Below are 26,991 nucleotides of genomic sequence, written 5' to 3'. Positions count from 1 at the left end.
AGGCAATGACAGTATTATACGAAGACAATCATATCATCATAGTTAATAAGACAACATCCGAAATCGTACAAGGAGATAAAACCGGAGACAAACCTTTATCTGAAACAGTCAAAGAATGGTTAAAAGAAAAGTACAATAAACCGGGAAACGTATTTTGTGGTGTAACTCATCGTCTTGACAGACCAGTGAGTGGTATTGTTGTATTTGCCAAAACAAGTAAAGCTCTTCCCCGTTTAAACAAGATGTTTCAGGAAAAGGATATAAAAAAGACCTATTGGGCTATTTCTAAAAATGCACCGAAAGAACCTATAGGTACTCTAGCGGATTATCTTGTAAGAAATGAAAAGCAAAACAAATCATACGCTTACGATACAGAAAAACCAAACTCCAAGAAAGCAATTCTACATTACAAACTAATTGCTAAATCCGACAAATACAATCTTCTGGAAGTAGATTTAGAAACAGGTCGTCATCATCAGATAAGATGTCAGCTTGCAAAAATAGGATGTGTTATAAAAGGAGATCTAAAATACGGGGCAGACCGTTCGAATCCTGATGGAGGAATCAGCCTGCACGCCAGAAGTATCAGCTTTATGCATCCCGTGTCGGAAAAACTGATAGAAGTCACAGCTCCTGTTCCGGAAGATAATCTATGGAAAGCTTTTGAGAAACAGTTATCCAAATAATTGACGGAAAGCCTCTTCGACTTTACGAACCGATATAATCTCGATATTTACCTTAGTCGTAAAACCTTTAAGGTTATTATGAGGTATAAGTATTTTAGTAAATCCTAATTTTTCGGCTTCAAGAATACGCTGCTCAATTCTGTTTACAGGACGAATTTCGCCCGATAATCCGACTTCACCTGCCATACAGACATTCCGTTCTATTGATATATCAAGACTCGAAGACAACACAGCACTAATAACAGCCATATCTATAGCCGGATCATTCACTTTCAGACCTCCGGCAATATTAAGGAATACATCTTTCTGGACCAACTTAAAGCCTGCACGTTTCTCCAATACAGCCAATAACATATTCATCCGGCGAATATCAAAGCCAGTAGCCGATCTTTGAGGTGTTCCGTATGCAGCGGTACTGACCAAAGCCTGTGTCTCAATCAAAAACGGGCGCACCCCTTCTATAGCAGCAGCAATAGAAACACCGCTTAACCCTTCGTGATTCTGAGTCAACAACAATTCCGATGGATTGCTTACCTCACGTAATCCGTTCTGACGCATTTCATAAATACCTAATTCGGCAGTACTTCCAAAACGATTTTTAATACTTCGGAGTATCCTGTACATATAATGCTGATCTCCTTCGAACTGTAAAACAGTATCTACGATGTGCTCCAATACTTTAGGACCCGCAATACTACCCTCTTTATTGATATGCCCTATCAGAATAACCGGAGTACCGGTTTCCTTTGCAAATTTTAATATAGCCGCAGAACATTCCCTTACCTGAGAAACACTTCCGGGAGAAGATTCCACAACATCAGTAAATACCGTCTGAATAGAGTCTATCACGACAAAATCGGGTTTAGTATTTTGTATATGAACAAATATCTGTTCGAGGTTAGTTTCACAAACAATATAACAGTTCTGTGAAGACGGATTTATCCTGTCAGCTCTTAACTTTAACTGACGGGCACTTTCTTCCCCTGATATATATAAGGTCTTTAATGATGACAACGACAGTACAGTCTGGAGAATTAATGTAGATTTTCCGATACCGGGCTCACCACCCAAAAGAATAAGAGATCCGGGTACAAGCCCGCCGCCCAATACACGGTTCAGTTCATCATCCTGAAGATCTAGCCGGGGATCTTCTCCTGTTTCTACATCCTTCAGCAGCATAGGTCTGGCCTTTGGTGTATCAAGAAAAACTCCGGGTCTCTTTTTGTCCGTATCTTTTGCAATAACTTCCTCTACATATGTATTCCATTCTCCGCAAATAGGACATTTACCCAGCCATTTAGGAGAATCATTACCACAATTACTACATACATATACAGACTTAGTCTTTGCCATTTTTATCTTTTTATAAATTTATCTGATATCTTACCTTCGGATGTTTGTACTACAACATTATATACCCCCTTGCTCCATCCATTTACATTTACGGCTATAGTAGACGCATTGTAATTCATTTGTGAATATAACAGCCTGCCTGCAACATCGAATATACGTATTGAGCGGATCAATGATTTTGCATTTATATTTATTTCTTTATCAGCAGGATTCGGAAAAAGGACAAAATCAACCTGATCATTGATAATTTCATGATTACCGGAAGTTCCATTCGGATCGAATCCGCCCAGATACCCGGAACTTACTCCATCCGGATCCAGATAAGTTTTCAGATTTCTGGTTTGCGGAGGATTTGATTCATCTGACTGATATTTGTCCCAGTGCATATAAAAACGACCATAATAGTCTGCCTTTTTAGGCTCATCACAAGAACTGCCTCCTGCAGTAAGAGTTCCGACTATCAAGCCATCCTCATTGAACAAGGGTGCTCCCGATGAACCGCTTTGAGTAACACCTTCTCCATTATAAATAACTTTAAAATGCGCTGAAGAAGCACATGTAACACCTTCCACTGTAATTGTAGCAATATTCACAGCTGGATTAGCTCCATCCGGCTCATATTTCGCTATTTTCTTCACGTCTCTGTTCGGGTGGTGAATTACCGCTCCATCAGTAGGAACTTTATTCCGGTAATCCCATCCATTAAAATACACCTGATAACTATCCGGAATACGTGAATTCAGGAGAAGTAATGCAGCATCACTGCCCGCCTTTAATGGAATAAATGCTTTGATGGTCGATCCCACCATAGTCTGGGAAAGCGAAGGCTGCGACACACCGTTTGAACAACTAGGTTCTTCGTAATTGAAATAAAATACACTGGCATCGTAACTGCCTTGCATAGATGATGGGCTATCGCCGATCAGACAGTGAGCAGCTGTAAGTATATAAGGTTCACCGGCCTCTTTTGTATTATTGACTAAACTTCCGGTACAAGCATACCAGGCAGGTCCTCTGTCCGTCTCTTTTTTTACCAGCTGTAATACAACTCCTCTTTTATTATCTTTCCATTTATTATTCTCAGGATAACAATTTATATTGGGAATACAAGCATTACTTTTAACACCGTAATTTATATTAATATCCGTAGAAGACCTCAACAAAGAACTGATATCATAAACATATCCGACATCAAGTAATTCGATGCGGGGTTTCTCTTGTGATTTTTCAGATGTAACATATTCCAGAGTAAAACTATCTCCATGTATAATTTCGGTTGCAAACTTACCCCCTTCTTTATTTGTTGCATGTGTATATGCACCCAACACCTGAGACTTATCTCCATTATAGATAAATAGTCTTCCACCTTCGGGGATATAAAAATCTTTATAACTGACAATTAGCCCCTCAGCTCCAGAGGCTGTCACTGTTTGCTGCCAGATTTTTTGAGTATCCGATAGAGATGTCCAGATACCGGTACTATCAATATTTAAAGTAACAGGGAATACTTCTGCAACACGTATGGTACTATGATTTCTTTCGGCAATACTATCTTCCCATATTAATCTCTTAACATCTATATTAACAGGAACTGTATGTATAGGGACAATCTGAGAAGATCTTAACTTATTCATGACTTGAAAACTAGGCGGTACACCTCCCTCGCTGATTTGTGCCTTTAAGAACATCGATGGAGCAAAAATTACCATCAAGAATATATATTTTAAGTATTGTTTCATTTAAATATCCCTCGTTATATTATTCGTTTATCCTAGTCATCAGCTTAAGTACATACGCCCCTACATCTTCCCGGTTTACTAATTCTTCGGTCTCGAAAATAAGATTAGCCCGTCCATAAAAAGGCTCTCTTTTTTCTAGATTAGCGGCTACAAAAGCCAATAATTCGTCTTCGCTTTTATCCTTTATCAGAGGACGTTTTTCTTTACATGTATTTAATCGCGCAGCTAACAACTCGGGTGTTGCTTTAAGGTATACAGTCGTTCCTGCAGCATTCATTACTTCTATATTATCAAAAAAACAAGGAGCTCCCCCTCCTGTCGATATTACCACATCTTCAAACTCGGCGACTTCTTTCAAGACTTTATTCTCTATCTCTCTGAATTTTTCTTCGCCACCCTCTTCAAACAATTGTGCAATTGTCTTATTATAACGGGTTTGAATAAAGTGATCAAGATCTATAAATTCAAGATTCATCACCCTAGCCAATTCCCGTCCGGCAGTAGTCTTGCCAACTCCCATGTAACCTATCAGAAAAATACGTTTCATAAAGCCTTTTTTGCAAAAATAACTAAAATATAGGCTTCACACAGTCTATTTAATAATAATTTCATCTATGTCTCTTTACAATTTAGATAAACGCAAAGAAGTACATAACTTTAAAAAAGCTCTTGACATAAAATGAATCCACTTTTTCGAATGAACAAAATCTACCCAAAAGCCATGTCGGCTTAAATAGTAGAGCCTGTCGATTTCATTATAAACCTGAGGCGAAAGTTCTTCTCCGGCAACAAGCCTTTTTTCCTCGAGAATAGCTTTTCCTCCAATTGTACTGCTCAATCCATCTGTATTGTAGACGGATAAGGTAACATCCACATATTGGACTCTTTCTCTATAAATTCCTATTGCTATAAAGAAGAGTTTCCAATCGGACATTATACGTAAACGCTCATCGTACAATCCGTACTTTTCAAACATATTTTTATGAATAAAAAAAGCCTGATGAGATAAAAAACCGGCATACAAATCATAAAGTGAGAAAGTCCAGTCTCTGTTTTTGTAGCATTTATCTTCAATTAAATCGCCACGTTTATCCCAGATTATATTACCACAAACAAAGTTTTCGGTCAATTCGTTTTCAAAAACTTTAGATAAAACATCCTCAGCAACCAATGTGTCTCCCGAATTGAGAAAATAAAGATAATCACCCGTTGCTTTACGAATTCCTTTATTCATGGCATTGTAAATACCCGAATCGGATTCACTCACCCAATAGTAAATCTGATCTTCGTATTTCTTTATAATATCTAAACTGGAATCAGTCGATGCCCCATCAATTACAATATACTCGTAATCATTGAAAGACTGAGAAACTACACTTCGGATTGTTTTATCCAATCCAACTGCATCATTTCTGTTTATTGTAATTATCGAGAGCTTCATATCAGACTTACTTATTTAGCATTAATTGTAAATTCCTGTATCTTCCGATCAAAATAGATAACAGGAGGATAATCGAAATTTTCCAACTTAAATTTATCCAGGAACAACTTACTATTGAATATTTTGAAACGTGACAGAAAAGTAGAAAAAGAACGGTATTTACTGTATTTCTTTAATATTGATTGTTCTTCTTCAGTATAGATATTTTGTGATAAAACAGACTTTATTTCGTCATCGTAAGCATCTTTCTGAGACATAGAAAGCTGCATATCGTCCCTCATTCTGAAACCACTTAAAATAGCAGTTGTCACGTACAAGTGATCAATATGAAAAAAGCGGTTCCACAATTCAAAATCTCCGGCATATTTCAGCGAAGCATCTATTTTCGAACCAGCTTTATCCCACAATGATCTTCTCCAGAATACAGATTCCTGCTGTATCCAGCGGTATTGGCCTATATAAACATCATATTTAGACCATTGCCTCAAAGTATGAGGACATTCAACAATACGACTTTGAGCATCATAAACAGACGGAAAACCTAAAAGCCAATTGACCTTATTAAATTTTTGAAATATCTCGGCTACTGTAAAAAATGATCTAGACTGATACATATCATCCGAATTGATCCATGCCATAATCTCACCTGTAGATCTGGCAAATCCTTTTTGTATAGCGTCATACATTCCTTTATCAGGAACACTTTCCCAATAAGCCAACCGATCAGAGTATTTCTTTATTATTTCGACCGAATTATCAGTACTTCCTCCATCAATAATAATATATTCAAGATTGGGATACCCTTGATTCAAAACTGAAAGAATTGTTTCTTCGAGATACTTCGCCTGATTATAATTAGGTGTAATAATAGATATTTTAGGATAATCTGTCATCTTCTATTCAACTTTCGTTTCAATACACGTTTTATCCGATAGTAGATCGGCGGGAAAAAGTCGGAGCCTTTTATCTTTTGCGAGACAGCTGTTTCTGCCCTCTTTTCCAGATCTTGCTTTTTCAGTATTTCGATAAGTTCCACAATATTTGTTGTCGGAATATATTCCAATTCTTTCCACGCATTTTCGGCTAACGGATGCAGATTCTTCAACCGTTTATAAGTATATGAATCCACAAACTTCCAAAGTTGGAAATACTTTTCGGTATCAAAGTCATTTTTATGCCCCCAATTTTCTATTTTTTTACGAATCTGAACTTCATCTTTCGCCCAACTCTGATGCAATATAGGACTTGGCACAACATGCGTTCTTTTACATTCGGTATATCTGGCTCTGATAAACTTCGGATTATTAAATGCTACCGGAACATATTCTTCGGCATCTTTCACCACAAAAAAGCCCGTATTATCCTCTTTGAATATAGTGTAGAAAGGAACTAATAAAACCTGCTCAATATCATAGTCCATATATCGGGATACATAGTTTTTGAATCCCTTGAAATCGATAAAATATTCATCCGTATCAATCTGGACATGCCATCCGCCTTCTCCCATAAACCGACTAAGCATATTGCGTTCGCGGGTCTCGCATTGCATGGGGGTCAAATTCAAATCGCAGAAATCATCTTCATATAAATGTATTTTGTTGTCCTTATCAAAATCTTTCAACCACTGAAAAAACGTATCGGGAATCTCAAAAGACTTTCCGACCCACGTTTTGCGGTTTATATCTACAGCGATAGCAATATAGTCTACCTCGTCGTAAACCAGAGGCAGAGAGTTTTTGATATAATCATAATCGTATGAAATCAAATAACCAACCCTTATTTCGCTATTTGTCATTATTTTATTTTCAGAAGTTTATACACCTTGCTTAATGCTCTGAACACAAAGCACATCAAACTGTGCTTCTTTATTGTATCTATTATATAAGCATCGCTCTCTAAAGTCCTCAGACGTTCATAATCGGTTAAGAGATTAGGCGGCATAAGCTCGGATATTACTTTTTTGCGCTCTTCGAGATGTTTTTCTCCATAAGATCGATTAGTGCTTATACCATCCATCTCAAAGAGAACAATATCTGTATTAAGAAAAACTGTCTTCTCTCCGCCTAAAATGGCTTTAAAAAAGAATTTCCAGTCCGAAACTATTTTCAGATTCTCATCATAACCGCCATATTTATCAAACATATCCAGCCGGATAAAGGTCGCCTGATGCAAAAGGGTATTCACAAACATATCATAAAGAGTTACATCCCTGTTGCCGAGATTCTCCCAGCGTTCGGTTCTATCCCCGTAATCACAAATCTGAACACCTCTTAATAACGGAACATTGTATTCTTTCGAAAATACCGTGCTCAACACATGATCCGAAGTATAACAATCTCCCGAATTCAGGAAATGCAGGTATTCGCCTTTTGCCTGAGCAATTCCTTTGTTCATAGCATTATATACTCCTTTATCCGGTTCGCTCACCCAATAAGAAATATGACTGGCATACGATTCTATAATCTGAAGGCTGTTATCGGTGGAACCACCGTCTATAATGATATATTCATAATCGGAATAATTCTGAGCAACAACACTCTCGATAGTGCGTCGCAACCCTTCGGCATTATTATATGAAATTGTAATTACAGATACTTTCGTCATGACCTTTCATTCAAAACCTTACGGTAAATTTCGGATGTCTGTACAGCACTTTTTTGCCACGAAAAATCAGATAATCTTTTTCTGCCTTTTGCAATCAGCGTATCTCCGACTTCTTTATTATCGAGAATTTCACGAACTGCACTTCTTAATTCAACCGGAGATTTCGGATTGAAGTATAGTCCTGCATCCTGCGCCACTTCAGGAAAACAACTTGCATTAGCCAATACTAAAGGACAACCTGCCTGAAAAGCTTCTAAAACAGGAATCCCGAATCCCTCATAATAAGAAGGATAGATAAACATCTGAGCAGACTGATACAATCGGTACATTTCGTTATCACGGGCAAATATAATATGCATACAGTCTTCAAGCCCCAATTGTCGGAAGAATATTAACTCGTCATCCGTAAATTTATCTCCGGTACAAACAATATGCAAATCATTATATTCAGATAACAAAGGCTTTATTGAAGATACAAAAAAATTGAAATTTTTATATCCCATGCGCCTATCTCCAACATATAGCAAATATTTAAAAGGCAGCCCCGAAGGTATTTTTCCTTCGTCTGATAAACTCGAAGCATGATATACTACCGAGATTTTATCTTCGGCTGTTCCGAAAACCTGAATAATATCCAGCTTTGTATTCTCCGATACGGCGATTATATGAGCTGCGTTATCCACCAGTTTCTTTTTTCGCTGGATAAATAACGGGCTGTTGATAAATTCGGGGTACAGTTCGATAATCATATCATGAACAGTAAGCACATAAGGCTTACCATTCAGACAATCTAAATAATAGTCTTCAAAAAAAGTGGGATGAAATATATCATAGTCTCCTTTTTGGATGCTATCTATTGATTTTTGCTTATTAACCTTGAAATAATCGGGATATTTCTCCGGATTGTTTTTCTGTAAATAAGTGTATAACTGTCTCTTTCCTTTAAAATTGAAATTAGGCAGAAACGAATAATAAGATACAAGCTGATCTTTCCATGTAAAAGGAATATCAAGCCCTTTGAGATATTCGTTGAACGAGTATTGCACCGATACCTCCACATCAATATCATCGGGCATATTCCTTATGATCTCCGCAAAATAACGGGATACACCACCAATACGCTGATGTTCAAAAATCTGATGATCGTACAATACCTTCATCGTAAAACTGGTTAATTTTCTTTATGAACTATATTTCTTATATACTGTACATCCTGCCCTATCTTACTCGGAAGGTAGACGGGTACGGGGTTGTTATTTTTTGTACGCTGCAAAATTCCGGTCAAACGATCTACAATCTTATCCCAGGTTGTACGTTTAGTAAAAGCCAATGGATTTTTAGCTAATCGTTTCTTAGTTAGGATATGCAGATCTTTGCCATTAGTATAAAATGTACAGCCGAATTTTTCGGCAATTACGGCAAATGATTTTTCAGTATAGAATGCAATGTGCTGTCCACCTTCGGGTGCAAAATACCACCAATCGTTATATGATTTTATTGTTTTATGAGGAATAAGTTCTGTTGAAAAAATGATGGAATCAGCATAGCTGAACAGTTTTTCTATCTCTTCCAGCGGATTTACTAAATGTTCGAATATCTCGAAAGCGGTAACCCCTTCAAACTTCTGCCCATCGGGTAATTCGTTTAAGGTAAAATACTGAGCAAACAAGTTATCACAATATTTATCATCCCAATAAAAGTCAAAACCTTTGTCTCTCATTATTCGGACAAATAAGCCATAACCTCCGGCATAGTCAAAAAATTTCTTATTGTAGTCGAATGACGATTTTATTACATGTTCCACCTGTGGCGAATATACCAGATTGCGGTACACAAGCCCTATATCCATAGAGGTTATGGCACTACTATATGCCTCATCCAACCAATATGGAGTATCCGTCTGCATAAATCCGCAACAGCTGCAACGATGATATGCTACATCATACTTATGCAATACACGCGTTGAGAAGACAGGTTCTGTATTATTATTACAAATCAGACATTTTATATTATCCATAAAGTATATTCTTATCCCTAATCTTTATTTAAAACTTCGTTATATAATTCAATATAACGCTTTGCTATATCTTCTATCCGAAAGTTTTCCAGAACTTTGTTTCGAGCATTTCCCCCCAGTTGATTGTCCTTATTGTTGTTCAGGCAAAACCTGACACCTTCCGCTAAATCGGCTATATCATACGGATCAGCCAAATATCCGTTAATGGTATGATCTATCATATCGGGGTTTCCTCCTATATCAAAAGCAACAACAGGTGTTCCGCATGACAGGCTTTCTAAGATCGTATTTGGTAGATTCTCATAAGTAGAAGGAACAATCATTACATCTGCGGCATTGTAAGCCTCACATAATTGATCTTCATCGGAAATATACCCTAAATACTTTGCCGGAAATTCCAGATTATCGCCATTCTTCTGCTCTGCACCAAATATTAACAATTCAATTTGGTCTTTCAGTTCGGTTTCAGCCAATAATTTTAACGCATCTTTCAGTAGATGTCCACCCTTGCGAGGATCTCCCATCGCCGAGATCCCTCCAAACAAGATTGTTTTCTTACCAGATTGTAAAGATAATGATTTCTTTGCCTCCATTTTATCTTTTGGTCTGAAAACCTCCGTATCCAATCCATTGGGAATAACTCTTACCGGATATTTCCTTAACAATACACTCTCTGATGCAGCTTTAGCCAGCCATCGGCTGGGCGTTACTATAACAAAGTTAAGAGAGGCGTATCTCTGCCGTTTCATGTCGAATACTTTATAGCTAAAATCCTTCTCTTTAGTAGAACCTAATTGAGGACATGCTCCACAATGGGTTTTATATTTATCGCAATCCTCAAAATATGAGCAAAGAGCAGTAAACGAAAAACAATCGTGCAATGTCCATATAATAGGATGTTTGACCGATCCGAATTCCGTAAAGTCGACATAGCTCTCCCCTACCCAATGCATATGTATAAGGTCAAAGGGTATCTTATCCAATGAATTTTTCAGTAAAGAGAGGACAATATCCGACAATATTTTGTTTTGCATTCTAGGATATTTGGCCCAGTTACGTCTGCGTCTTTGTTCCTTATATTTTAGTCCAAGCATCATCAATTTTCGCTCGAACCGATTCAAATGATCATGAAAATCAGAAGCTAGACGAACTGTTGGACTATTACTTCTCTTGTTATTTACCAAGAGCATGTTATCAATCCCCAGTTTATTTATCTCCTCATGTAAGCGAAAAGCAACACGGGCAGCTCCGCCGAATGAATCTTTTGTGCTTAATGTTACGACTTTCATATTATCTTAGGTTTTAAACCTTATTTTCTTAATTGTTTCAATCTATGCTTTAATGATTTAGGCACTAAAGACCGAAGCTTTTCTATACCTCTCAGGTAGATAGCCAAACACTTTAAATCGAACGAAAGGTTGTTTTCTATCTGTACCCATTCCTCCGGAATCAGGTCTTGTGTACTGTAATTGCTGTATGATTTTCCGAACCACGGATCAGGGCATACAACCACTTTATCTTTATTTGGATTGAGCCATGCTCCCCACCAGCTGAAAGTACTGTTGCTGATTATATTATTATCGCAAAGCGTTTGTATATACAGATCGATAATAGGCTCTTCGTCGTCGACAAAGTAAAAATTAGCACCTTTAAAATTCCGTTTACACCAATCAATATCATCACTGATTATCAGATACATTTTATCACGCCCCAGAAAATCGATGGCTTTATTGTAATAAGACATACCGCAAACGGCATACTGATGCGGCAAACGGCAATAATCTCCACGCCTCACATTAATAGACGTTACTCCTTGGCGGATAATATCACCAAATTTTCCAAGAATATATTCTTTTACGTCATCGGGGATAGAAAACAATTCCCGAACAAATGGTTTATCAAAGTATTTTTCGGACTGAAATGCTCCATATAAAAGCATATCACGCCCCGAATAGGGAATCTCTTTGTATATATATTCTATATCGTAATAATAATCGCAATCGGTCTGCGGACGCCCTATCTGAATATCTATATTCCGAAGTATATTCGGGCGGAATTGCTCGATATACTCCTTTACATAGCAGTTGTCGGGCGGAGCCAGTTTATAGCCGTCATGACAAACGACTTTATATCCGACATTGTATTTTCGAGCCAAAGATGCTCCGGTTGCAATCTGGAACAAATGGTTGCCTAACCTGCCATTTAATTCGATATAGATCATCTTTATTTCTTTTTTCGGAATAAGTTACTTACTAATCTGAAAGGAGCTAATATATAACCACCCAGCCTATACTGGGTTGAGTTCTCAATCAGCTTGAATTTCTGTAATTCCTTATATTGTTCTATCGGATTTATTTCCGCTAAATATTTGTCTATATGATTTTTGAATATCTGTATACGAAGCTGCGCTTCATCTTCTAGAGATATAAGAGTCCGCATCGAAACTGCTTTTGTTCTATAATAAAAGTGTACCTTATTCAAGGTTATTACTTTATCGTTCTTGTCGAGAAGACTTATCCAGAAATCATAATCCTCCCAGCCTTTTTTCATGTTAGTGTTATAGCCTATCGTTTTATCATAATCTGATCGTCTATAGATACATGAATGATAAAAGCAATTTCGCTTAAAAAGAAGGTTCTCGTAAGTATAGGGCAGCATTTCACAAACACCGCTATCATCACCGAAAAGCATTACTTTACAACTCACCAATTTAACATTCTGATTTTGTTCCAGTATTTCTATTGCCTCTTTGGAGTAGTCACTCGAAACCTTATCATCAGAGTCTAACACTTGTATATATTTACCTGATGAATGCTTTATTCCAAAATTACGGGTATCGGAAAGACCTCCATTCGGCTTTGACAAATATCGGAATCTTGTATCTTTCCTACACCAATCCAATGCTATTTCTTCGGTATTATCGGGTGAACCATCGTTTACTATCAGACACTCCCAATTGGGGTACACCTGCTCCATAACCGATTGCAAAGTTTCCGGCAAATACTGAGCCTGATTGTAACAAGGTATAATTATAGATATCAAAGGATTCCCCATGAGCATTATGCTTTCATTTTTATCATTAAAGCGGTTATTATAAACGTAAAGCTAACATTCTTTCGGAACATTTTCAAAAAATTTTTGAAATCTGCATTGTTTGCAGATTTTCTATTTTTATATAATAATTGCTTTAAATAATGTTCGAATAAAGCAGGATTGAAAAATTTTTGTTTTCGGTTTACCTTATTCAATGAATTAATCAGAATCACTTTTTCAGTAAAAGGAATATCATCCACTTTATTTACCAACTGTAACTTCTGTTCCGAAAAAAAGTCTTTAAAGAAATAAGACAAAAACTCCAATTTAATCTTGTCTTTTATCTGATCTTGTTCTGCCTGTTTGGTTGTGCTGACCTGCCCTTCGTGCTGACGGTACTCAACTAATACATCATCCAGATTCCCAAGTTCCAGTCCCTTTTCGGCAAACTGAACCCACAGATGATAATCTTCGGCATGTTTATAATCAGCTTTGTAGCGGATATTTTCTTGCTTTAAAACTTCGGATCTCAGTACTGCACCCGGATGTAGTAAAGCTGTATTATCCAACAGCTTTATATAAATACGCTCACTATCCGTCGGGAAATGTATTTCGTGAGGTGTGTTCATAAACCGAAATGCACAGCTCAATGCAGCGACACCGGAGTGGCGTTCCATATACGCAACTTGCTTCTCCAATCGATGCGAAGTACAAATATCATCAGCATCCATGCGGGCAATGTATTTACCCTGAGCTATATCCAATCCTTTATTTAAGGTATATACCAATCCTCTGTTCTGTTCATTTTGAATCAGTTTGATACGAGTATCAGTATACTTTTTAACAATATCTATGGTATTGTCAGTAGACCCATCATCTATAATAAGAAATTCAAAATCGGAAAAAGTCTGGGATAAAATGCTGTCAATCGCCTGCCTGATATACAAGGATGCGTTATATGCGGGCATCAATACCGATACCAGATATGGATATTGTTTGTCTGTCATTAGCTTTTTCCGAAAAATCTTATAATAATACGTCTGAATTCATAAAACACAAGAATAGGCTCTTTTCGAGCAAACATCATCAATATTTTAAAGCTTGTCTTTTTTGTAAAACCATAAAAGGTTCTGTAATGCTGCCATTCGAAGAACCACTTCTGCCTGAAAGTTTTATCCCAAGAGATATGCTCTTTCTTGGCAATCATCTTCGATATAGGAAAACCTTCGAGAAATGTTAATCCATTTTGCTCTGATCTGTTTGAAACATTGGCACTATGAGTTCTGAAATAATTCAGATATTCTTTTACTTCCGAAACTCCCTGATACTGATTCATTATCAGTGTAGCCCAGAAAAGCCAATCACCACAATACTTCAACTTTGTAACCTCTTTCCAAATAGACGGATCTATGGCATCTTTACGAAATACAACCGTACTTGCATTGTAAATTACGTTTCCAAGAAGCAGGTGTTTCTTTATTAATGTATCTTTATCACAATATTCGCCTTCAATAATCTCAGCACGAGGTCGTTTGATATGCCCATTTTCGTTCACCACATGAGACAAGGCACATCCCAATACGGAGTGATATTTATTGATCGAACCGACAACTTTCTCCAAAAATGTTTCATCGGCATAATCATCACTTTCAGCAATCCAGATATATTCTCCTTTTGCAAGGCTTATACCTTTTTGCCATTGTTTGAAAGTAGTTCCGCTGTTTTGTTTATTCAATTCTATTTGTACTACTTTAGGATGGCTCCGGTATTGTTCTATTATTTCGATGCTGTTATCTGTCGATTTATCATCCAATATAATTACTTCCATATCCGTATAAGTTTGATTCAGAACCGAATCAATCCTTTGTTTCAGATAGGGTGCATGATTATAATTGGGGATAATAACAGATATCATAGCCTATATTATTTTGTATATATCGAATCGCCTGTAAATTTCCCTTGCTCGTCAAATTTCCATGAACTCGAACTGTTTGCACTCTGATAATAATATCTATCCTCATCCGTCAGATTATTATTATCAATATACCATCCCATATGCTTAGCCTCAAAATTACCAGCAATCCTTATGCTGGGATAAAACTCTTTCAATGTCGAATAATTAAAATAAGGAGGATAAATTGCGAAAGTCGTATCTAACTCATTCTTAAATAAATCATCCCCAATTTTACCTTGCCAATGAGGCTGCTCCCAATGTATTACTTTATCTTTGAGTTCATACGAATCAGGGATATCATCTATTTTCAACGCAAAACCTACTTTTGTCACATCCTTATGAGCATCTAAGGTTTTGATCAGATAGTTTATATAATTATTCGGAAGATTCTTATTCGGAAGAATATCCGAATCTGTAATGATATAATATCCTGAAGCATATTTATTATACAATTCTTTATTTTTCCAGAATACCAAATGTCCATAATTCTGATCCATTTTTTCGATCTTAACCCGACCCTTTATCTGCTCATAATACTCCAATAATGGCGGATAAGAAGATTTATTATCTACTATGATAATATTCTCGTGTTTACGCTCTAATAAAAATGAAACAAGTCCTTTCAGATCCTTTAATCTGTTGTAATTGATTATTATAACAGGTATGGATAACGGGCTTTTTTTTTGTTCTTTTACCTTCTTATTGAATACCTTAATAAGAGAATGTTTGCGGGTTCGGTGTATATAATCATACCAATATTTTTTTGATATTATATTCTTAACCCAATGTTTTACAGATCTTATTCCTCTAAACAATTTATGATTATAAAAATCGCGGTAGGCTCCATGAGTATAGTAAATATTATATAACTCATAAGAGAAAGATTCGGATATCACTTTTTGTCGTTCAGCCTGTACCAGATTAGCTTGCGAACTACTCATTCCTCCCATATCAAAAATAGAGATAACGATAGGAAGATGGGTTCGTGAAACATTCGAAAAAACAATTATTTTCAGAAAAAAAGCCCAATCAGAAACTATTTTCAAATCCTCTCTGTACAACCCGTATTTTTCGAATAAGCTTCGACGAATAAAAGTTGTGGGATGTGTTAAGGTCGCTTCCATCAGTTGGTCACATCCTACGAAATCAGGCATTTGAACAAAGTCGGAATGCCCATCAGGGAAAGTCCGGCAAAGGTCGCCATATATCAAATCATTATCGATATTATGCTTAAAGACTTCCGTCAACACATCATTATTATAAAGCAGATCGCCACTATTTATAAAAAGGACATACTCTCCCGTAGCTCGCTTAATGCCTTTATTCATGGCATTATATACACCCGAATCGGATTCACTGATCCAATAATCGATATTCTCTGAATACTTACTTATTACATCCACACTTCCATCTGTCGAATCTCCGTCTATTACAAGATATTCAAAATCGGAAAAAGACTGATTAATAATACTATTAATAGTCCTCTCCAAACCTTCAGAATTATTGTAATTTATGGTTATTATAGATAATTTCATTTTGAATAATAAGTAACAGCAAGTATTTAATTATATACTTTTAGTTTATAAAAAACTTTGGTTGTTTCACTTACCAAAACAAAAAATAGCTCTGAGACCTTAAAAATTAGGTTATAAGTCTTTCTTTGCTTTAGCAATAAAAGATTCAATATCAAAGAACGATTCTTCTACATCCTTCAATTTATCCGTATCCCAATCCCACCATTTAATCTGCAGTAAATCTTTTATAATATGGTCATCAAATCTGTAACGATGTATCCTTATAGGATTTCCAAAAGCAATTGCATAAGGAGGAATATCTTTCGAAACAATACTTCCAGCTCCTACAACAGCTCCATCTCCAATTGTTACACCATCCAATACAGTTACATTCATCCCGATAAAAACATCGTTTCCAATATAAATTGGCAGTGTCTCTTTTATCTTATCTGTTTTACTAAATGTTACACCATTTAGTTTTTGAGTAGAATAGAACATAGAAGAAGTCGATATACCATTTGTTGGGTGAATACCCCAACCACAGACAAAATTGGCTCCGATAGAACAGAACTTGCCGATATTACTCAATCTTATAGTAGCATTTTGAGCTACAACAGTATATCTTCCAATGTAAGAATCTAAAACCGTATATTTAGAATATACCTTTGCATCTTTATGGAAAGAAGAGTTAAAGCAAATATTCTTATTATAAAATAAATTATCGCCATCTGTACTCCCGAACAAACAAGAAACAGGTGAGTCTTGTCCATATATTTTGTTCACTAATTTCCGTATAACCCTCTGAATAAAGTATTTCATAAAAAAGATATTAATTCAAAACTTCTTCCAATGTAGAAAAAGGAAATACATCTAACATACTATCAGGTGTTAAATTTTTGATAGATACACCCTGTTCGTGCAGATAAGTATGCATCAGCCGATATTGTTTCCATCTCAAATGGTAGATATAAAACCAGTCTTCTTTAGTTATCTGAGCTAAATGTTTTTCATCACTAAAACTCTTTCCATCATCGTAAAAATGGTGATTTGTCACACGTCCTACGTCTTTCAAATAATCATGATCGACTCCGAGTAAATAAATCTCTTTGAACCCCATATAGTAAGCTAGTTGAATAGCCTCATAAATAACAGTTCTTATCAGGAAAGGACGCTCTGTTATATCCCAGACTTCATTTGATCTGAAATTATGTTCGTTTAAATCAGCAGCTCTGCTATAATCGATAAAATATGAATCAACATTATATTCCGGATTCTTGGCTAAGAAATTATAATAGGAATAAGTAAACGGTGTTGTTCCTATAAAGCATTTGACCGGAAACGAGTAAAACTTTCTATAATTATCGAAGATAATGCGATTAGTAGTATCGTCAAACGGCTCATGCTGAGGAGCAAAACAATGATATTTCGGCCTGATCGATTCGATTTGCGGATGCAGAAAGAACTGGCTGACGGCAATACATGTTTCGCCTTGAAGAACTGAAAGATCATGCTTATTGATAGAAGGACCCGAAGCTAAAATAAAACACCTCTCTCCTTTATGAATATCTTTTACTTCTTTCAATTTTTCAGTAACACTCTCCGGCAAGTATTTTTCAACAATCGGGACATTGCCTTTTATCAGTCTGTCTTTCAGATTAATCCAACCGGGAGGAATCAGCCAATATTTTAATTTTTCCTTCATCTTATAATTTATATAGCCAGCAGATGATTTTTTATCAGATATTCCACAAATTCGCGGACAGCACCTTCTCCTCCTTTAGAGTCAAGAAGATTTATACCTTTTATACCCTTTATCTCCGATACTGCATCTCTGGGACAGGCAGCAAAGCCAACATTACTCAATAAATCTAGACAATTTACATCATCCCCTATATAGGCAACCTCTTCTATCGAAATATTTTCTTGTTTACAGATATCCAAAGCCGCTTGCAATTTACCTCCTGCGATGTGTCCTTGATATAAATAATCTAACTTAAGCTTTTCAGCTCTGCGTTTTACTATTTGAGTATCTTCGGATGTTATGATACCAGTTTTGATACCACGTTCTTTCAATAATCTGAAAGCAAGACCGTCTCTGGTATTAAATTTCTTCAGTTCATCGCCTTTTTCCGAATAATACATACCGGCATCGGTCAACACACCATCAACATCTGACAGAAAAAGTTTTACAGAAGATTTGTAATCTATCATCTTTGAAAGGATATGCTCTTTCATTATACTTTCAGCCACAACCCAATCTTCCGGCTCATCAATCTCAATGGAAGTATATTCGGGCATCCCGTATACTCCGATATTTCCTGATAACCGGTTCTTAGATTCTAATATATTCCCCACAGTATTGATATAAAATGCTCCGTTTTCGAGAAAACTGTCATTAAAATCCTGCCTTCTGGGTCTATGTTTATAATCATAGTTGAGAGGATGCCCTTTTACATTCCAGATAAAACGCTTAAAAGGTACTGCGCTCAACACCGAATCTATCTCTTTTTTATTGAATAATTCCAGTCCTCCGATAAAATCATTTGTCTGAGTTAACGGAGATGTAGCCTGTACAAGCATAAAGGTGGTGTCGGATGATAAATCTGTAACAGATAGATATTCCAACATAACATCTTCTGTACTTGATTGATCCTGTGCATTAGACGCGGAACGACGATATATTTCGACTTTACTAAAACCAAAATCTGAAACGCAGTCCTCTATTTGTTGAGAATCTGTAGCTAAGATTATCTTAGTTACCACATCAACAGACTGTAAGGCTTCCAGATTCCAATACACTAAAGGTTTACCACAAAACGATTTGATGTTTTTTAAGGGTATGGATTTACTACCTCCTCTAACCGGTATAAAAGCTATGACTGACATATTCTTCTTATTTCCATTTTATCTGATTACGTTTCAGCTTTTTACGCTGCTCCTCCTCTATATTTAAGATATCAGTGCTTTTATAAGTCAGAGCTTTATATACAGCTCTGCAATCACGTACTAACTTCCGTAACCCATCAGGTTCTAAAGATGCTGCATGATCTGTTCCTTTCCATGTACGGTCGAGCGTAAAATGACGTTCGATCCACTCTGCACCTAATGCTACAGCAGCAGAATCAACGGCTATACCCAAATGATGCCCTGAAAAACCAATCGATTTTACTCTGGACCCAAATGTTTCGTATAGTCTTTTTATTTCGAACAGACAGATATCCTCAAAAGGAACTGGATATCCTGATGTACAGCTATAAATAACCAGATTTTTTGCTTTATTCTTTTCTTCGAACAGTTGTACTATCATCTCTTCCTCTTCGTGGGTTGTCATTCCGAAAGAAAGATGAATTTCCCCTTCGTAATTATCACATAAATAAGTCAATAAAGCTTTATTAAGATTACATGCTGATGGAATCTTTATCAATTGAGGGTTTAGGCTTACAATTTCTTTTGCAGAAGCAATATCCCATACCGATGTAGAATACACTACACCATTAGATTCACACCACTCTTTCAGTTCTTTATGCTGTTCCAAAGAAAACTCGAGAAACTCTCTGTGTTCACCGTATGTTTCACCATAAGAGTTCGAAGGATTAGGATGAGGTTTATTGTATTCTTCTTCGGACAATAATTCTCTATTATTTCTTTTCTGAAATTTTACCACATCTGCTTTACAAAATTTAGCAGCAACATAAATCATTTCTTTTGCAATCTCAATATCCCCTTTGTGATTGCATCCTATTTCAGCTATAATTTGTGGAGTTTTCATTATTTTTATTATCTTACTTTTTTACTAAATGATAACATCTTCGTAAAATATTATAACATTTATCTTTTACCTTCGTCACAACTGGGTGTTGATAACGTTGCTCAATTTTTTTCAAATATTGCAAATTCGTATTGAATTCATTACTCACAATACTTCCATTTTCAAGACTCTTATCCGACAAGATAAAAATAGCTCGTACATATTCATTGCCTTGTACTAATTCAAATCCATATTTTGCAAATAAATTTTTCAATGTTCTCAATGAAAAATGGAATGTATGCGCATTTTGCAAATACATCAGAAAATCTCCGTTATATGCATTATGAATATTTAGTAATCCGGGTACTTCAATATAAATGAGAGTCGATTTGTGACATATTTCCTTTATATGGATTAATTCTTTCTCCAAATCCAAAATATGCTCTAATACATGAGAGTAAATTATAATATCAGGAGAGTCAGACTTTGTCAGATTCTGAATTGTTCCAAATCTTAAATCCAATCCCCAATTAGAAATACCATAGTTTAAATATTTTTCTCCTAAATCCATTCCGAGAACAGTACTACCACTATCTTTAAATGCTTTTAGAATTCCACCTGCACCACAGCCTATTTCTATAATTTTCCTATCAGAGACATTTTTCAGATTTGTTTGTTCTAAAATGTATCTCAAAATTTGTGTCCCATGATAAACCTGTTCCTCAAAAAAGTGATCCGAAGAAATCTCTGATGCTGTATAAAGTTGTCTATATTCATTCATATAAAAATCATTATACGCATCCTGATTCATTCTTGGATTAGTCATCAACAACCCACATTTCACACACATTAGGGTTTGACAATCAAGACCATATCGATCTTTCTCTGCTAAACATTCGAAGTCTGTTTTATTGTTGCAAATAGGGCAGCTTATCGTTTCAAATGAATACTTTCCGGATAGAACATCACGCATAACATGCTCCTTAGCTATACATTGCAATTTATTCAATTGTATGTGAGCAACTCCATCCTGCTTGAACCGTTTATTTAACATTTTCGCTGAAGTTTTGTATTATACATTATGACTAACCATCTGAGTATTCCATTTTATATCGACTTTTGCAATTCCTCCTCTAGAGAATCCTTTTGCAGCTCCATCAATATAAACATTTTCAATATCGAAAACTAAGCAATCCTCATATCTATCAAAAACACCAACACCAACCTGACCGCTTTCCAATAATATGGAATAACGCCCAATAGATAAAAAATCAGGTAAGATAAATTCGGTCTCATAAGTCCCTTGCTCTCGTCCTTCGAACAAATGGGTTTCATGATCAATATCCCATGTTTTAAAAACGACAACACCATCTCTTAATAACGAAAAAGAAAGATTTGCTCCCTTTACAAAAGAATGAACCGCATATTTTATTTTTATTATCAGCGTATCAGTAGTATCAAATGCCCAATCAGCATCTTTGCCTTTGGCATAAATAGATAATCCCTTTAATGTTACCGGATGTTTCTTTTTCTCTTCAAAAACAATTGAACGGCCTTCTTTTTCGATAGTTTTACTTAAATAAAGATCTGTTATCTCATCTATTGACCCTGAAGCTGTTGCATATCCATTTTCCAACAAAATACCTTTTTGACAAAGATTCCGAACTGCCCCCATATTATGGCTCACAAACAACACAGTACGTCCGCCACCTTGAGCCACATCTTTCATCTTTCCAATGGCTTTTTTTTGAAACTCGGCATCACCTACGGCCAACACTTCATCCACAACCAAAATTTCCGGCTCTAAGTGTGCTGCTACGGCAAATCCTAAACGAACGGTCATACCTGAAGAATAACGTTTTACTGGAGTATCAATATATTTTTCGATGCCTGAAAAAGAGACAATCTCATCAATCTTACTATTAATTTCACGCTTTGTCATGCCTAGAATAGCTCCATTCATGTAAATATTTTCACGTCCGGTAAGTTCTCCATGAAATCCTGTGCCAACTTCTAGCAGTGACGCAATACGTCCTTTTGCCCTGATTATTCCGGTTGAAGGAGTAGTTACACGCGACAATATCTTCAACAATGTAGATTTACCGGCTCCGTTCTTTCCTATAATACCTAGAACTTCTCCTTGTTCTACATTAAATGATATATCTTTCAAAGCCCAGACATAATCACTTGTTGCTTTCGAACTTCGATCGTTTACTTCCCCTACTTTTAAGTATGGATCTTCTTTACCTCTTACTACGTGCCACCATCTATTCAAATCGTGACTAAGAGTACCTGTACCAATTGTTCCTAAACGATATTGCTTAGATATATTTTCAAATTCTATTGCTATATTAGACATTTTCTTTTTCCTTTAATTTAAACAATATCCACAAATCGTCGCTCTACCTTATTAAAGGTTACGATACCTAATAAGACTATCACTAGAGTAAACAGAGCACTATAACTTAATGCAAACCAAGAAAACTCACCTGTTCCCAAAAAGGCATACCTGAAAGTCTCAACAACTGAAGATAACGGATTTAATTGTATAATCCATTTATACTCCTGGTATTTATCGGGAATAGCCGATAATGGATATATTACAGGAGTAACATACATAAGTAGCCCCATTACAAAAGAAAATAAAATAGAAATATCCCTGTACTTAATAGTAACCGATGAAATAAGTATTCCTACACCAAAGCCAATACCTGCAAGCATTATAATAAGAAAAGGAAATAACAGCACATAGCTATTAGCTCCTATCTGAGCACCGTCAAACACATAATATATATAAAAGACAAAAAACAATAACAACTGAATAAACATTTTAATTGTTGCTGTAGCTAAACCCGCTATAGGAACAACTAAACGAGGAAAATACACCTTACTAAAAACACCGGCATTAGATGCAAAAGTACCGGAACTACGCCCCATACAATCACTATAATAATTCCAACACAAAATGCCGGCCATATAAAATAAAGGTTGCGGTAAACCATCAGTTGGAATACCCGCAATTCCGCCAAAAACTACAGTATATATAATTGTTGAAAAAACAGGCTGAATAAAAAACCACAGCGGGCCAAGTATTGTCTGTTTATAAGTAGCTATAAAATCTCGGTGAACATAAAGATTAAGCAAATCGCGATAACGCCAAACCTCTTTTAAATTCAGATGTAAACCTTTCTCTTTGGGCTTAATGACGATATCCCATTGATCGTCTTTTGTAATATCCATATACAGTTCTTAAAAATTCAGTGAACAAAGATAACACTTTTTTACACAATCTTATTTTAATAAAAAACGCCTGCGAAAATCGCAGGCGCAGAATAGGCTTATCTTATGCTATTTTTTTTAATTCGCAGGAGCCTGAGGTGTAGCAACTTCATCAATCACAGCCGAAGAATCAACTACAGTATCAGATGGAACAACTTCTTTAACTTCCTCAATTACAGTAGATGTAGAATCAGCAGCAGATGCATTTTCAGCTGTTCCTTTATTAGAACATGAAGCAAAAGAAATAGCTACAACAGCAATCGCAAATAAAAATACTTTTTTCATTTTTTTATAATTTAACAGTAATAAAGTTTATTAAGGCCTCTGACCTTCCAGGTATTTGATAAGCTTAAATTCATTTGCTCTTCAAATACATGACAAAGATACTGAACAATTTTATTATACGATAAAAAAAGTCTTCATTTTTTTTATCGTATAATTATCTTTTTTCAAAACAGAAAGTCCAACTATCTATCATACAAATAGCGCTTTATACTTTTCTTTGGAGTCTTCTCGAACTCCGTAGGATATATATGGATCGCGGAGATCATTTCATAATTGGCTAATGATTTATTCAGGGCTTCTTTATTATCTGCCATCACCGGTTCTATATCTTTTGCTGAAACTCCATTTGAGTCCATTAGTTCATAATCGGGATAAACCAGTGCCACAAGCTTTTTGTCTCGGCACACAACCAAAGACTCCGTTATATAAGGTAAATTATTAAGTTTAGCTTCTATTTCCTCAGGAAATATATTCTGTCCACTAGACCCTAATATCATAGTTTTACTACGTCCTCTCAAATAGATCCGACCGTTTTCATCTACTGTACCCAAATCTCCGGTTCTTAACCATCCATCTTCGGTAAAGACTTGGGCTGTAGCTTCCGGATTTTTATAATATCCTTTCATTACATTTTCACCACGTACCTGAATCTCTCCTAATTTATTATATGGATCATCCGAATCGACACGTACTTCCATAATCTTAGATAATATCTTTCCACACGAGGTCGGTATAAAATCATAATGATGATCATATGAAATCAAAGGTCCGCACTCAGTCATACCATAACCTACTGTGAACGGAAATTTTATCTTATAAAGAAAACTTTCTACTTCCTTATTTAATGCAGCACCTCCTATTATAACTTCACAAAACTGCCCTCCTAAAGCGTTGATTAAGCCTTTTCTGATCTTAGCATATACTCTCTGTTTAAGTAATGGCACTTTAAGAGCCAACTTTATCGATTGTTTTTCGAGTTTAGGCAAGATCGCCTTCTTGTATATTTTTTCGATAACCAATGGCACAGTAACAATCAGATGCGGCTTGATTTCGGCAAATGCCGCCGATAATATTTTCGGTGAAGGTGTTTTGCCCAGCAATGTTGTATGTACTCCTTCGGATAGAGCATACAAAAAATCAAAAGCACACCCATAAGCATGAGCCAATGGCAAAAATGACAAAACCCGTTGCTCCCTGAACAATAAATCCAAAGTTTTTGCATAAGTTACATTTCCGGCCAGATTATTGGCCATCAACATCACACCTTTACTAAAGCCTGTGGTGCCGGATGTATAATTAATCAAAACAACATCAGAATTATCGACATCTGCATACATAATATCATCAGTAGTAAACCCCTTCGAATATTTATGTTGCATCTCTTTATCTAAGCTCCCCAAAATCGCAGCAACATCCAACTGAGTGCGTTGATGGATACATGCAAAATTTTTTAATGAAAATATAGCCCTAAGTGCCGGCATTTGCTCTTCATCCAGCTGCTCCATATTGGAATCTCCGATAAAAAGCAATTCAGACTCTGAATGGTTTACAATATGCTGGATGTTATCAGGATGAAAATCCTGCAATATGGGAACAACAATGGCTCCATAAGTCATCACAGCCATATAAACAATACACCAGTTGGTTGTATTTTTTCCAACTATAGATATTTTTGATCCTCTATTTACACCTACTTGCTCAAACAAAATATGCAGTCTGGCAATTTCTTCGGCCAGATCCTTATAATATAAGGTATCATTTGTTCCATAGTCAGTTAAGGCCGGTAAACTCCAGTTATGTTTAAAGCTATTTTCGTATAGCTTTATAAAATTTTCTTCTATCATAAAAACTGCTCAGACTTTAGTATTTTGTGCAAAAGTAGGTACAAGTATGATATTTGCAAATTATTTTAACTTCAAAGTTTAAGCATTTTATGTATTTTTGTGGTCTTGTAAGTTTACATAAACCGACATAAATAGATATATCGGTTTATACTCAACGTTTTACTGTCTTATATAAATGATTGATAATACTATATTCGAAAATAAACTTGCGGCTTACCTTACTCTTGGCTGCAAGTTGAATTTTGCCGAAACATCTGCTATTGGCAAACAACTGGCAGAAGTTGGTGTACGCAAAGCTCGTGAAGGAGAAATTGCGCATATATGCGTTATAAATACATGCTCGGTGACTGAATTTGCCGATAAGAAATGCAGGCAGGCTGTACGCAAAATGATCAAGGACAATCCCGGAGCATATGTTATCGTTACCGGATGTTATGCCCAATTAAAGCCCGAAGATATTGCCTCGATAGAAGGGGTTGACATCGTTTTAGGAGCAGAGCAGAAACTTGACATCATTGGCTACCTGGATGAGTTAAAGAAAAAGGAGAAAGGAGCAGTACATACATCCAAAACAAACAATATCAGAACATTTGTACCGTCTTGTTCAAGAGACGACAGAACCCGTTATTTTCTGAAAGTACAAGATGGATGTGATTACTTCTGCTCATTTTGCACTATACCTTTTGCCCGTGGACGCAGCAGAAACGGGACAATCGAGAGTTTAGTTAAACAAGCCGAAGAAGTAGCTGCAAACGGAGGAAAAGAGATCGTACTTACAGGTGTAAACATCGGAGATTTTGGAAGAACTACCGGAGAATCGTTTTTTGATCTGGTAAAAGCTCTTGATAATGTAGAGGGTATTGCCCGGTATCGTATATCTTCAATAGAGCCCAACTTATTAACTGACGAGATTATTGATTTTGTTGCCCATTCAAAACGATTTGCGCCGCACTTCCATATCCCGTTGCAATCAGGTTCGGACGCTGTACTGAAACTTATGCGACGTAAATATGACACAGCATTATTCAGACATAAAGTGGAGATTATCAAACAAAAACTGCCTCACGCATTCATTGGTGTAGACGTTATTGTAGGTACAAGAGGTGAAACAGACGAATACTTTGAAGACGGCCGTAAGTTTATTGAAAGCCTTGATATCTCTCAGTTACATGTATTTACTTATTCAGAAAGACCGAATACTCAAGCTCTGAAAATAGATTTTGCTGTAGATCCAAGAACAAAGCATGCAAGAAGTAAAGCCTTATTGGATATTTCCGATCATAAATTAAGAGACTTCTACCTGTCACAAAAGGGACTATTGCGAAAAACCCTTTTCGAACATAGCATACATAACAATAAGATGTACGGGTTTACTGAAAACTATGTCAAAGTAGAAAGAGATTTCGATGAAAGCCTTGTAAATATTGTCCGTGATGTAAAACTCGGAGGTCTCAATATAGAAGGTACAGCACTTATCTCTCAATAAGAAACAGA

Annotated in this window: 26 protein-coding genes; 2 read left to right on the top strand and 24 right to left on the bottom strand. The window is 36.1% G+C overall.

Translation table 11 applies throughout. The features are described from left to right. Nucleotides 1-5 precede the first annotated feature (5 nt). A complete protein-coding gene (locus K322_RS0100355) occupies nucleotides 6-686 on the top strand; it encodes an RluA family pseudouridine synthase (protein ID WP_026625060.1) in 681 nt (226 codons plus the stop codon). Here K322_RS0100355 and radA read toward each other — a convergent pair. From radA to K322_RS0100235, 24 genes are all read right to left on the bottom strand, one after another. Beyond that, a complete protein-coding gene (gene radA / locus K322_RS0100350; RefSeq protein WP_026625059.1) occupies nucleotides 675-2,039 on the bottom strand; it encodes a DNA repair protein RadA in 1,365 nt (454 codons plus the stop codon). The genes K322_RS0100355 and radA overlap by 12 nt on opposite strands. 2 nt (nucleotides 2,040-2,041) lie before the next feature. After that, complete coding sequence (locus K322_RS18245) at nucleotides 2,042-3,778, bottom strand: T9SS type A sorting domain-containing protein (RefSeq protein ID WP_051290536.1); 1,737 nt, start codon at nucleotides 3,776-3,778, stop codon at nucleotides 2,042-2,044. A gap of 19 nt (nucleotides 3,779-3,797) precedes the next feature. Beyond that, a complete protein-coding gene (locus K322_RS0100340) occupies nucleotides 3,798-4,325 on the bottom strand; it encodes a shikimate kinase (RefSeq protein WP_026625058.1) in 528 nt (175 codons plus the stop codon). Between the two features lie 75 nt (nucleotides 4,326-4,400). Continuing rightward, nucleotides 4,401-5,219, bottom strand: a complete 819-nt coding sequence (locus tag K322_RS0100335) for a glycosyltransferase family 2 protein (RefSeq protein ID WP_026625057.1) — start codon at nucleotides 5,217-5,219, stop codon at nucleotides 4,401-4,403. 11 nt (nucleotides 5,220-5,230) lie between these two features. After that, nucleotides 5,231-6,112, bottom strand: a complete 882-nt coding sequence (locus K322_RS18240; RefSeq protein WP_051290535.1) for a glycosyltransferase family 2 protein — start codon at nucleotides 6,110-6,112, stop codon at nucleotides 5,231-5,233. Continuing rightward, complete coding sequence (locus tag K322_RS18235) at nucleotides 6,109-7,014, bottom strand: hypothetical protein (protein ID WP_051290534.1); 906 nt, start codon at nucleotides 7,012-7,014, stop codon at nucleotides 6,109-6,111. Before K322_RS18235 ends, K322_RS18240 begins: the two co-directional genes overlap by 4 nt. Next, nucleotides 7,014-7,823, bottom strand: coding sequence for a glycosyltransferase family 2 protein (locus K322_RS0100320; RefSeq protein ID WP_026625056.1), 810 nt, complete (start codon nucleotides 7,821-7,823; stop codon nucleotides 7,014-7,016). The genes K322_RS18235 and K322_RS0100320 overlap by 1 nt, the downstream gene beginning before the upstream one ends. Then, entirely contained in the window at nucleotides 7,820-8,983 is a 1,164-nt protein-coding gene (locus K322_RS0100315; protein WP_026625055.1) for a glycosyltransferase family 4 protein, read from the bottom strand. Before K322_RS0100315 ends, K322_RS0100320 begins: the two co-directional genes overlap by 4 nt. 11 nt (nucleotides 8,984-8,994) lie before the next feature. Continuing rightward, nucleotides 8,995-9,840, bottom strand: coding sequence for a class I SAM-dependent methyltransferase (locus K322_RS18230; protein WP_051290533.1), 846 nt, complete (start codon nucleotides 9,838-9,840; stop codon nucleotides 8,995-8,997). Nucleotides 9,841-9,857: 17 nt separating this feature from the next. After that, the gene (locus K322_RS0100305) at nucleotides 9,858-11,129 is read right to left on the bottom strand and encodes a glycosyltransferase (RefSeq protein ID WP_026625054.1); all 1,272 of its coding nucleotides are present in this window, start codon (nucleotides 11,127-11,129) and stop codon (nucleotides 9,858-9,860) included. A 20-nt stretch (nucleotides 11,130-11,149) separates the two neighbouring features. Next, entirely contained in the window at nucleotides 11,150-12,061 is a 912-nt protein-coding gene (locus tag K322_RS0100300; protein ID WP_026625053.1) for an alpha-1,2-fucosyltransferase, read from the bottom strand. Between the two features lie 2 nt (nucleotides 12,062-12,063). Beyond that, nucleotides 12,064-12,894, bottom strand: coding sequence for a glycosyltransferase family 2 protein (locus K322_RS0100295; RefSeq protein WP_026625052.1), 831 nt, complete (start codon nucleotides 12,892-12,894; stop codon nucleotides 12,064-12,066). A 5-nt stretch (nucleotides 12,895-12,899) separates the two neighbouring features. Beyond that, nucleotides 12,900-13,880 (bottom strand): glycosyltransferase family 2 protein, encoded by a 981-nt coding sequence (locus K322_RS18225; RefSeq protein WP_051290531.1) that lies wholly within the window; start codon nucleotides 13,878-13,880, stop codon nucleotides 12,900-12,902. Next, nucleotides 13,880-14,788 carry a glycosyltransferase gene (locus K322_RS0100285; protein WP_026625051.1) on the bottom strand — a complete coding sequence of 303 codons (909 nt, stop codon included), beginning with the start codon at nucleotides 14,786-14,788 and terminating at the stop codon, nucleotides 13,880-13,882. Before K322_RS0100285 ends, K322_RS18225 begins: the two co-directional genes overlap by 1 nt. Before the next feature lie 8 nt (nucleotides 14,789-14,796). Next, a complete protein-coding gene (locus K322_RS20050; RefSeq protein ID WP_051290530.1) occupies nucleotides 14,797-16,362 on the bottom strand; it encodes a glycosyltransferase in 1,566 nt (521 codons plus the stop codon). Nucleotides 16,363-16,473: 111 nt separating this feature from the next. After that, the gene (locus tag K322_RS21275) at nucleotides 16,474-17,160 is read right to left on the bottom strand and encodes a CatB-related O-acetyltransferase (protein ID WP_035330968.1); all 687 of its coding nucleotides are present in this window, start codon (nucleotides 17,158-17,160) and stop codon (nucleotides 16,474-16,476) included. Nucleotides 17,161-17,170: 10 nt separating this feature from the next. Continuing rightward, nucleotides 17,171-18,043 carry a 6-hydroxymethylpterin diphosphokinase MptE-like protein gene (locus tag K322_RS0100270; RefSeq protein ID WP_026625049.1) on the bottom strand — a complete coding sequence of 291 codons (873 nt, stop codon included), beginning with the start codon at nucleotides 18,041-18,043 and terminating at the stop codon, nucleotides 17,171-17,173. Nucleotides 18,044-18,051: 8 nt separating this feature from the next. Further along, the gene (locus K322_RS0100265; RefSeq protein WP_026625048.1) at nucleotides 18,052-19,227 is read right to left on the bottom strand and encodes an acylneuraminate cytidylyltransferase; all 1,176 of its coding nucleotides are present in this window, start codon (nucleotides 19,225-19,227) and stop codon (nucleotides 18,052-18,054) included. Nucleotides 19,228-19,234: 7 nt separating this feature from the next. Then, the gene (locus tag K322_RS0100260) at nucleotides 19,235-20,110 is read right to left on the bottom strand and encodes an N-acetylneuraminate synthase family protein (RefSeq protein WP_026625047.1); all 876 of its coding nucleotides are present in this window, start codon (nucleotides 20,108-20,110) and stop codon (nucleotides 19,235-19,237) included. A 13-nt stretch (nucleotides 20,111-20,123) separates the two neighbouring features. Then, a complete protein-coding gene (locus tag K322_RS0100255) occupies nucleotides 20,124-21,143 on the bottom strand; it encodes a class I SAM-dependent methyltransferase (protein WP_026625046.1) in 1,020 nt (339 codons plus the stop codon). A gap of 18 nt (nucleotides 21,144-21,161) precedes the next feature. Further along, nucleotides 21,162-22,448, bottom strand: coding sequence for an ABC transporter ATP-binding protein (locus K322_RS20510; RefSeq protein ID WP_084158479.1), 1,287 nt, complete (start codon nucleotides 22,446-22,448; stop codon nucleotides 21,162-21,164). Nucleotides 22,449-22,465: 17 nt separating this feature from the next. After that, a complete protein-coding gene (locus K322_RS0100245) occupies nucleotides 22,466-23,323 on the bottom strand; it encodes an ABC transporter permease (RefSeq protein WP_026625045.1) in 858 nt (285 codons plus the stop codon). Between the two features lie 123 nt (nucleotides 23,324-23,446). After that, nucleotides 23,447-23,653 (bottom strand): PG1828 family lipoprotein, encoded by a 207-nt coding sequence (locus K322_RS0100240; protein WP_026625044.1) that lies wholly within the window; start codon nucleotides 23,651-23,653, stop codon nucleotides 23,447-23,449. Nucleotides 23,654-23,835: 182 nt separating this feature from the next. After that, a complete protein-coding gene (locus K322_RS0100235) occupies nucleotides 23,836-25,497 on the bottom strand; it encodes an AMP-binding protein (RefSeq protein ID WP_026625043.1) in 1,662 nt (553 codons plus the stop codon). Between the two features lie 175 nt (nucleotides 25,498-25,672). Between K322_RS0100235 and mtaB the strand changes: the two genes are divergently transcribed. After that, nucleotides 25,673-26,983: a tRNA (N(6)-L-threonylcarbamoyladenosine(37)-C(2))-methylthiotransferase MtaB gene (gene mtaB / locus K322_RS0100230; protein WP_026625042.1), complete on the top strand. Its 1,311-nt coding sequence runs from the start codon at nucleotides 25,673-25,675 to the stop codon at nucleotides 26,981-26,983. Nucleotides 26,984-26,991: the final 8 nt, after the last annotated feature.

It is taken from the genome of Indolivaga capnocytophagoides DSM 22835, assembly GCF_000426485.1.
In the GTDB taxonomy this organism is placed as follows: domain Bacteria; phylum Bacteroidota; class Bacteroidia; order Bacteroidales; family Dysgonomonadaceae; genus Dysgonomonas_A; species Dysgonomonas_A capnocytophagoides.
The sequence above is the reverse complement of the archived record's forward strand: the minus strand, read 5'-3'. Positions and strand labels throughout refer to the sequence as shown.

Bases quoted from the DNA above. Each gene is read 5' to 3' on its own strand.
- K322_RS0100355 (WP_026625060.1), top strand. From the start codon at position 6: ATGACAGTATTATACGAAGACAATCATATCATCATAGTTAATAAGACA.
- radA (WP_026625059.1), bottom strand. From the start codon at position 2,039: ATGGCAAAGACTAAGTCTGTATATGTATGTAGTAATTGTGGTAATGAT.
- K322_RS18245 (WP_051290536.1), bottom strand. From the start codon at position 3,778: ATGAAACAATACTTAAAATATATATTCTTGATGGTAATTTTTGCTCCA.
- K322_RS0100340 (WP_026625058.1), bottom strand. From the start codon at position 4,325: ATGAAACGTATTTTTCTGATAGGTTACATGGGAGTTGGCAAGACTACT.
- K322_RS0100335 (WP_026625057.1), bottom strand. From the start codon at position 5,219: ATGAAGCTCTCGATAATTACAATAAACAGAAATGATGCAGTTGGATTG.
- K322_RS18240 (WP_051290535.1), bottom strand. From the start codon at position 6,112: ATGACAGATTATCCTAAAATATCTATTATTACACCTAATTATAATCAG.
- K322_RS18235 (WP_051290534.1), bottom strand. From the start codon at position 7,014: ATGACAAATAGCGAAATAAGGGTTGGTTATTTGATTTCATACGATTAT.
- K322_RS0100320 (WP_026625056.1), bottom strand. From the start codon at position 7,823: ATGACGAAAGTATCTGTAATTACAATTTCATATAATAATGCCGAAGGG.
- K322_RS0100315 (WP_026625055.1), bottom strand. From the start codon at position 8,983: ATGAAGGTATTGTACGATCATCAGATTTTTGAACATCAGCGTATTGGT.
- K322_RS18230 (WP_051290533.1), bottom strand. From the start codon at position 9,840: ATGGATAATATAAAATGTCTGATTTGTAATAATAATACAGAACCTGTC.
- K322_RS0100305 (WP_026625054.1), bottom strand. From the start codon at position 11,129: ATGAAAGTCGTAACATTAAGCACAAAAGATTCATTCGGCGGAGCTGCC.
- K322_RS0100300 (WP_026625053.1), bottom strand. From the start codon at position 12,061: ATGATCTATATCGAATTAAATGGCAGGTTAGGCAACCATTTGTTCCAG.
- K322_RS0100295 (WP_026625052.1), bottom strand. From the start codon at position 12,894: ATGGGGAATCCTTTGATATCTATAATTATACCTTGTTACAATCAGGCT.
- K322_RS18225 (WP_051290531.1), bottom strand. From the start codon at position 13,880: ATGACAGACAAACAATATCCATATCTGGTATCGGTATTGATGCCCGCA.
- K322_RS0100285 (WP_026625051.1), bottom strand. From the start codon at position 14,788: ATGATATCTGTTATTATCCCCAATTATAATCATGCACCCTATCTGAAA.
- K322_RS20050 (WP_051290530.1), bottom strand. From the start codon at position 16,362: ATGAAATTATCTATAATAACCATAAATTACAATAATTCTGAAGGTTTG.
- K322_RS21275 (WP_035330968.1), bottom strand. From the start codon at position 17,160: ATGAAATACTTTATTCAGAGGGTTATACGGAAATTAGTGAACAAAATA.
- K322_RS0100270 (WP_026625049.1), bottom strand. From the start codon at position 18,043: ATGAAGGAAAAATTAAAATATTGGCTGATTCCTCCCGGTTGGATTAAT.
- K322_RS0100265 (WP_026625048.1), bottom strand. From the start codon at position 19,227: ATGTCAGTCATAGCTTTTATACCGGTTAGAGGAGGTAGTAAATCCATA.
- K322_RS0100260 (WP_026625047.1), bottom strand. From the start codon at position 20,110: ATGAAAACTCCACAAATTATAGCTGAAATAGGATGCAATCACAAAGGG.
- K322_RS0100255 (WP_026625046.1), bottom strand. From the start codon at position 21,143: ATGTTAAATAAACGGTTCAAGCAGGATGGAGTTGCTCACATACAATTG.
- K322_RS20510 (WP_084158479.1), bottom strand. From the start codon at position 22,448: ATGTCTAATATAGCAATAGAATTTGAAAATATATCTAAGCAATATCGT.
- K322_RS0100240 (WP_026625044.1), bottom strand. From the start codon at position 23,653: ATGAAAAAAGTATTTTTATTTGCGATTGCTGTTGTAGCTATTTCTTTT.
- K322_RS0100235 (WP_026625043.1), bottom strand. From the start codon at position 25,497: ATGATAGAAGAAAATTTTATAAAGCTATACGAAAATAGCTTTAAACAT.
- mtaB (WP_026625042.1), top strand. From the start codon at position 25,673: ATGATTGATAATACTATATTCGAAAATAAACTTGCGGCTTACCTTACT.